Origin of the sequence: Streptomyces sp. AA1529, from assembly GCF_000280905.1 — a bacterium.
Taxonomy (GTDB): Bacteria; Actinomycetota; Actinomycetes; order Streptomycetales; family Streptomycetaceae; genus Streptomyces.
The window spans coordinates 21595-27844 of the sequence record NZ_ALAP01000062.1 but is presented as its reverse complement, the minus strand read 5'-3'; the positions used below and the strand labels follow the sequence as shown (position 1 = coordinate 27844).

General features: G+C 75.3%; 8 protein-coding genes. 4 read left to right on the top strand and 4 right to left on the bottom strand.

What is annotated here, in order from left to right; genetic code table 11:
• On the bottom strand, window positions 1–1133 hold a 1133-nt coding region (locus A949_RS33790), incomplete at its 3' end, for a nicotinate-nucleotide--dimethylbenzimidazole phosphoribosyltransferase (RefSeq protein WP_019357435.1).
• Window positions 1134–1233: 100 nt separating this feature from the next.
• Complete coding sequence (locus A949_RS0118090) at window positions 1234–2448, bottom strand: bifunctional adenosylcobinamide kinase/adenosylcobinamide-phosphate guanylyltransferase (RefSeq protein ID WP_019357434.1); 1215 nt, start codon at window positions 2446–2448, stop codon at window positions 1234–1236.
• Between the two features lie 84 nt (window positions 2449–2532).
• Between A949_RS0118090 and A949_RS0118085 the strand changes: the two genes are divergently transcribed.
• Complete coding sequence (locus tag A949_RS0118085; RefSeq protein ID WP_019357433.1) at window positions 2533–2769, top strand: hypothetical protein; 237 nt, start codon at window positions 2533–2535, stop codon at window positions 2767–2769.
• A gap of 115 nt (window positions 2770–2884) precedes the next feature.
• On the top strand, window positions 2885–3322 hold the full coding sequence (locus A949_RS0118080; RefSeq protein ID WP_037706754.1) for a hypothetical protein: 438 nt from the start codon (window positions 2885–2887) through the stop codon (window positions 3320–3322).
• Window positions 3323–3527: 205 nt separating this feature from the next.
• Here A949_RS0118080 and A949_RS0118075 read toward each other — a convergent pair whose 3' ends face one another.
• Entirely contained in the window at window positions 3528–4214 is a 687-nt protein-coding gene (locus A949_RS0118075) for a class I SAM-dependent methyltransferase (protein ID WP_078534208.1), read from the bottom strand.
• Window positions 4211–4807: a DUF3043 domain-containing protein gene (locus A949_RS0118070; RefSeq protein ID WP_063826267.1), complete on the bottom strand. Its 597-nt coding sequence runs from the start codon at window positions 4805–4807 to the stop codon at window positions 4211–4213. The genes A949_RS0118075 and A949_RS0118070 overlap by 4 nt, the downstream gene beginning before the upstream one ends.
• Before the next feature lie 240 nt (window positions 4808–5047).
• Here A949_RS0118070 and A949_RS0118065 point away from each other — a divergent pair, with 240 nt between their 5' ends.
• Complete coding sequence (locus A949_RS0118065) at window positions 5048–5851, top strand: PspA/IM30 family protein (protein ID WP_037706751.1); 804 nt, start codon at window positions 5048–5050, stop codon at window positions 5849–5851.
• Window positions 5852–5897: 46 nt separating this feature from the next.
• Window positions 5898–6176: a PspA-associated protein PspAA gene (gene pspAA / locus A949_RS0118060; protein ID WP_019357428.1), complete on the top strand. Its 279-nt coding sequence runs from the start codon at window positions 5898–5900 to the stop codon at window positions 6174–6176.
• The last annotated feature ends 74 nt before the right edge of the window (window positions 6177–6250 follow it).

Genomic DNA, 6250 nt, shown 5'->3' with positions numbered 1-6250 from the left:
CAGGTGGCGTCCAGGGCCGCCGGCCCGCCGGGCCGCCCGGCGTCCGGGTCCCCGCCCGGCTCCTCCGGGTCGGCCACCGGGCCCTCCCGGACCGGGAGTTCGGCGGCCAGCGCCGCCGCCGCCCGCACCAGCGGCAGCGCCAGCAGCGCACCGGTGCCGCCGCCCAGCTCGACGCCCTGCTCCAGCAGCGGGTCCGCGGCCAGCCGGTCCAGGGCCTTGGCCTGTGCCGGTTCGCTGCCCGCCTGGCCGGCCAGCCACCAGTCCGGGGCCCGGAAGGCCACCCGCTGGCCGACCAGCGCGCAGGCCGCGGAGACGACACCGTCGAGGACCACCGGGGTGTGCCGGACCGCGGACTGCAGCAGGAAGCCCGTCATCGCCGTCAGGTCGGCGCCGCCGACCGCCGCCAGCAGCCGGAGCTGGTCGCCCAGCACCGGCCGGGCCCGGCGCAGCCCGTCCCGGACAGCGGCGCACTTGCGCATCCAGGTCAGATCGTCGATCCCGCCCCCGCCGCGCCCGGTCACCACCGAAGCGTCGGTGCCGCACAGCGCGGCGATCAGCGTCGCGGCCGCGGTGGTGCCGCCGACGCTCAGGTCGCCGAGCACCACCAGGTCGGTCCCGGCGTCGGCTTCCTCGTCGGCGAGCACCATCCCCGTGCGGAACGCCTCCTCGGCCTCCTCGGGGGTCAGCGCGTCCTCGGTGTCCAAGCGGCCCGACGAGCGGCGCACCCGGTGCCGGGTCACCTCGGCGGGCAGCGTCCCGGGGTCGCAGTCCAGCGCCATGTCGACCACCCGCACCGGCACCTCGAACTGCCGCGCGAGGATGCCCGCGGGGGAGGTGCCGTCCAGCAGTGCGCGGACCAGTTCGGCGGCGCTGCCCGGCTGCCGGCTGGAGACGCCGAGTTCGGCGACGCCGTGGTCCCCGGCGAAGACCATCAGGCGCGGGCGGGCGACCGGCCGCACCGGTACCCGGGCCTGCGCGGAGCCGAGCCATTCGCCCACGTCCTCCAGCCGTCCCAGGGCCCGCGGGGGCAGCCCGGTCAGCGCCCGCCGTTCCTCGGCCTCCTGGCGCAGGCCGCCGTGCGGCCGTTCGATGAGGTCGGAGAAGTCGTCCAGATCCAGGCTGCGCTCGCTCATGCTCGCCGAGCGTACGGCAGTGGCACCGCCGCTTCAGCAGCCCCCGTACGGCAGTTCGGGGGAGAGCGGTGGACTGGAGGGCGGGGCGGGCCCCGCCCTCTCACCGCAGCGGCAGCGCCACTCCGGCGACCGTCAGCAGCACATGCTCGCACTCCTCACCGAACCGCGCGTTCAGCCTGCCCAGTTCGTCGCGGAACCGGCGTCCGGCCGAGGTCGCCGGCACCACCCCGGACCCCACCTCGTTGCTGACCGCCACCAGCAGCCGCGGCGTGCGGCGTACCGCCTCCAGCAGCGCCCCCACCCGCGCGGACAGTTCGGCGGCGCCGCCCCGCGCCCAGCGGGCGTCGTCCCACGCCCCCACCTCGTCCATGGCGTGGGTCAGCCACAGCGCCAGGCAGTCGATCAGCAGCGGCGGTCCTTCCCGTTCCAGCAGCGGCACCAGATCGCAGGTCTCCTCGGTGCGCCACGAGGCGGGGCGCCGCTCGCGGTGCTCGGACACCCGCGCCGCCCACTCCGGGTCGCCGTCGCGGCTGCCGCTCGTCGCCACGTACACCACCCCGGGGAACGCCGCCAGCCGCCGCTCGGCCTCCACCGACTTGCCCGACCGGGCCCCGCCCAGCACCAGCGTCCGGCGCGGGACCTGCGGGCCGTCCGCTCCGCCGTGCCACGCGCCGACGGTGAGCGACGTACCGTCCGGCACCGTCCGGGCCCCGGCGGCGGCCAGCCGCCGGTGCAGCTCCGCACCCGGCGGCACCGCGTGCCCCAGGTGGACGGCGACGACATCGGTGCCCGCGCCGACCAGGCCCGCCTCCCGCAGCCCGGCCAGCGCGTCGGGCCGCCCGGCGACGTCCATCAGCACGGTGTCGCAGGGGCCGCCGTACCCGGCGCCGCCGCCCACCCCGGCGGGTGCGGCGCCGGGCGGCAGGTGGAGCAGCCGCTCCCCGTCGGGGCCGGTGACCAGGTAGCCGGTGCCGGGCGAGTCCAGCGCCAGGGCCCGCACCCGGTGCCCGCTGATCAGCGCCAGTTCCTGGCGGTCCGGCAGCCGGACGGGGGCCGGCAGCCCGGCGGGCACCTCCGGGGCCGGACCGTCGTGCGGATGGGTCAGCAGCACCTGCCGCACCCCGCTGAGCGACCGCCCGGCCCGTGCCGCGGCGAGCGCGGGCCCCGGGGTCAGATCCAGCAGCAGGGTGCTGTCCACCAGCACCGCCGTCGCCGCCCGTGCCTCGCTGCCGGTGGCGGCGGCGCAGCGGGCGCAGGGGCAGTCGGGCAGCGGGAGGCCGGCGGGACCGCCGGTGCCGAGCAGAGTGAGTTCCACTCTCCGATCGTCTCGTGACCTGCCGTCGCGCGCGCACGGGGGACTACGCTTCCGGGAGCAACCGGCGATCTTACGGAGGCACTGATGGCGTGGACGTGGCGGTTCGAGAAGGCCGACGGCACGGAGAGCGAACCGGCCGTGGAGCCGGAGGAGTTCCCCACCCAGTCGGACGCCGAGTCCTGGATCGGCGAGGTGTGGCGGGACCTGCTGGAGGGCGGCACCGAACAGGTCACCCTCCAGGAGGACGGCAGCACCGTCTACGGGCCGATGAGTCTGCGTTCGGCCTCGGAGGCGGACACCGGGGACGCCGCCGCCGGCTGACGGGGCGGCGCCCCGCGCACCACGTCGCCCGTCCGGCGCCCGGCGGGGATGCCGTGCGGCGGTCCGGCCGGCGACCGGTCCCGCCGGTGTCCGACAGCCGCTACCCTCGGTGCGCATGGACGTACGAGGTGCGGTTTACGTGGTGCTGCGGGGCCCGGCCGAAAAGGTGGAGCGGACATTGGCGACGCTGAAGAAGGCCGGGATCTTCGCCGAACGGTCGGTGCGCGGCCCCGACGCGGTCGAGGCCTTCTTCCACGGGGGTGACGAGCGCCCCAGTCCCCGTTTCATGGACGTGTGCGCGGCCCACGTGGCCAAGGCGGCCATCGGCACCGACTTCACGGTCGAGGAGACGGGCACCATCAGCAGCGCCGCGGCCGCCCGGCAGCTCGCCTACAACCGGCGGACGGGGGAGTGGCTGGGCGCCTTCATCGACACCCAGGCGCCGGAGCAGGCCCGGTCCGAGACGCTCGCCCACCTCGCCCGGGAGCAGGGCATCGAGCAGGCCGACATCGAACTGCGCGATCCGCCCGAGTTCCGGCCCGCCGTCGGCTGACCGGCGGCCGTCTCCAGGAGCCGTCTCCGGGAGAGCGGAGCGGGGCTGCGCACGCCGGGGCCCGCGGGCCCCGGCACGGTCCGGACGGCCCCGGCACGGCCGGGCACGATCGGCCCCGCACCAGGCGGCCCCGGCCCTCGGGCGCCGGGCGCCCCGGACCCGGGCCTCGGACCTCGGACCTCGGACCTCGGACCTCGGACAAGCCTCAGCCCCGCACCCCGAACAGGTGCAGCGACTCGGCCACGCCCCGGTAGGGGTCCATGCGGCAGGCCCGCTCCTCGGCCTCCAGGGCCTCGGCGGGACCGGCCGGGTCGCCCGGTGCGAGCACCCCCACGCCGTACCAGCGATCCAGGGGCACGCCGATCCGGGCGAGGAACGAGGTCAGGGCCTCCAGCCGCAGAAAGCGGTCGCTCTCGCCGGGGTCGGCCTCCAGTGCCGCCCGCGCGGCCGTCCAGTCCCCGGCCAGGCCGGGCCGCAGCGCCCGGGCCGCCACGTTGGGCAGGACGAGCGAGAGCAGCCCGCCGGTGTCGAGCACCCGGGCGAGCCCGGCCAGCGTGCTGTCCGGGTCCCGGGACCGGCCCAGGACGTCGTGGCCGAGCACCAGGTCGAAGGTGCCGGGCAGGAAGTGCGCCCCGGTGTCCTGGCCGCCGCCGGCCCGGGTGCGGAAGCGGGCGCGTATCCCCTCGGGCTCCTCCGCGAGCGCCGCGTCCAGTGCCGCGAGCCGCGCCGGATCCGACTCCAGCCCGGTGACCTGGTGACCGGCCCGCGCCAGCCGCAGCGCCTGCGCGCCGTCGCCCAGCCCGGCGTCCAGTACCCGGAGCCGGCGCCCCACCTCGAAGTGCGCGGCTATCCGCTCCTCGAGCTGCCGGGCGACCAGCTCCTGCCTGATCAGGGCTTCTCGCCGCGCGCGACCTGCGGCTTGGGCAGGCGCATGCGGCGCATCTGAAGGGTCCGCATCAGCGCGTAGGCGATGGCGCCCCGGCGGTTCTCGTCCGGGTAGCGCTCGCGGATCCGCTTCTTGAGCCGCACCGTGGTGCCGATGGAGTCGATGACGATCAGCACGATCACCACGAGCCACAGCAGCAGCGAGATGTTCTTGAGCTGCAGCGAGGGCAGCATGCTCAGGACGAGGATGATCACGGCCAGCGGCAGGAAGAACTCCGCCACGCTGAACCGGGAGTCCACGAAATCGCGCGCCAGGCGCCGCACCGGACCCTTGTCGCGGGCCGGCAGATGGCGCTCGTTCCCGCTGGCCAGCGCCTCGCGCTGTTTGGCCAGCTCGGCCCGGCGGGCCTCCCGCTGCCGCTTGGCCGCGTCCTTGCGGCTCTGCGGCCCGGCGGCCATCGGGCGGCGCGGACCGCGCGCCTCGCTGCGCTTGGGAGTGGGGCGACCCTTGGGGGCTTGCGGGTCGCGGGGCTGGTGGGGCTCGGCCGCCATCACCTGGGATGAGCCGGCCTGCCCTGTTTTCGAACGGCTACGGAACACACCTCAAGAGTACGGTGTGCCGCGGAGTGCGCCCCAGCCCCCAGGGGTAGGGACCGGAATCACCGGTCCCTGTCGCGGACGGGCGCCTACTCCCTGCGCCGGAGAGCGCGGGAGGCTGATCGTCCTCACGGAGGAGCGTTTCCGCACTCGAACGGTGCGGTAATGGAAGACAGCCCCGTACCCTGGGGTCTGTAGGTTGCCGAGGGTTTGAGTCCGTTACGAAGGGGGCGCGCGAGGCCCATGAGCGGTGTCATGAAGCGTATGGGGATGATCTTCCGCGCGAAGGCCAACAAGGCCCTGGACCGGGCCGAGGACCCGCGTGAGACGCTCGACTACTCGTATCAGAAGCAGCTCGAACTGCTGCAGAAGGTGCGCCGCGGCGTCGCGGACGTCGCCACCTCCAGAAAGCGCCTGGAGCTGCAGATGACGCAGTTGCAGGGGCAGTCCTCCAAGCTGGAGGAGCAGGGCAAGAAGGCGCTCGCGCTGGGCCGCGAGGACCTGGCCAGGGAGGCGCTCTCGCGCCGGTCCGCTCTCCAGCAGCAGGTCACCGACCTGGAGGGGCAGCACCAGACGCTGCAGGGCGAGGAGGAGAAGCTCACCCTGGCGGCGCAGCGGCTGCAGGCCAAGGTGGACGCCTTCCGCACCAAGAAGGAGACTATCAAGGCCACCTACACCGCCGCCCAGGCGCAGACCCGGATCGGCGAGGCGTTCTCCGGCATCTCCGAGGAGATGGGCGACGTCGGTATGGCCATCCAGCGGGCCGAGGACAAGACGGCCCAGCTCCAGGCCCGCTCCGGCGCCATCGACGAGCTGCTGGCCTCCGGGGCGCTGGACGACCCCTCCGGCATGGCCAGGGACGACATCAGCGCCGAGCTCGACCGCCTCTCGGGCGGCAGCGACGTGGAGCTGGAGCTGCAGCGGATGAAGGCGGAGCTGGCCGGCGGCAGCGGCAGCGGCGGTCAGCAGGCCATCGAGGGGGGCCAGGACCAGGAGGGCCAGGCCAACGGCCGGCAGCAGGACGCGCCCAGGTTCAACAAGGAGTGAACCGGGCCTCAGCGGCACCCCCGCGCAGCCTGAGGAGGAGAACGGCATGATCGTACGGATCATGGGCGAGGGCCAGGTCGGACTGGACGACAGCCACTTCGCCGAACTGAACCGGCTCGACGACGAGCTGCTCGAGGAGATGGAGAGCGGGGACGAGGCCGGCTTCCGCCGCACGCTCCACGCGCTGCTCGACGCCGTCCGCCGGCTGGGCAGCCCGCTGCCCGACGACGCGCTCGAACCCTCCGAGCTGATCCTGCCCGCGCCCGAGGCCGACCTGGACGAGGTGCGCAAGATGCTCGGCGACGACGGACTCATCCCCGGCTAGCCCGCGCCCGGCGCCGCACGGGCCGGGCGCCTCCCGTCCAGTTCCTCCGTCCCGACGACCCCGACGCCCCCGAC

Excerpts from the sequence above, each read along its gene's own strand:
- A949_RS0118080 (WP_037706754.1), top strand. The coding sequence starts at position 2,885 with ATGGACGTACGAGGTGCGGTTTACGTGGTGCTGCGGGGCCCGGCCGAA.
- pspAA (WP_019357428.1), top strand. The coding sequence starts at position 5,898 with ATGATCGTACGGATCATGGGCGAGGGCCAGGTCGGACTGGACGACAGC.
- A949_RS0118065 (WP_037706751.1), top strand. The coding sequence starts at position 5,048 with ATGAGCGGTGTCATGAAGCGTATGGGGATGATCTTCCGCGCGAAGGCC.
- A949_RS0118085 (WP_019357433.1), top strand. The coding sequence starts at position 2,533 with ATGGCGTGGACGTGGCGGTTCGAGAAGGCCGACGGCACGGAGAGCGAA.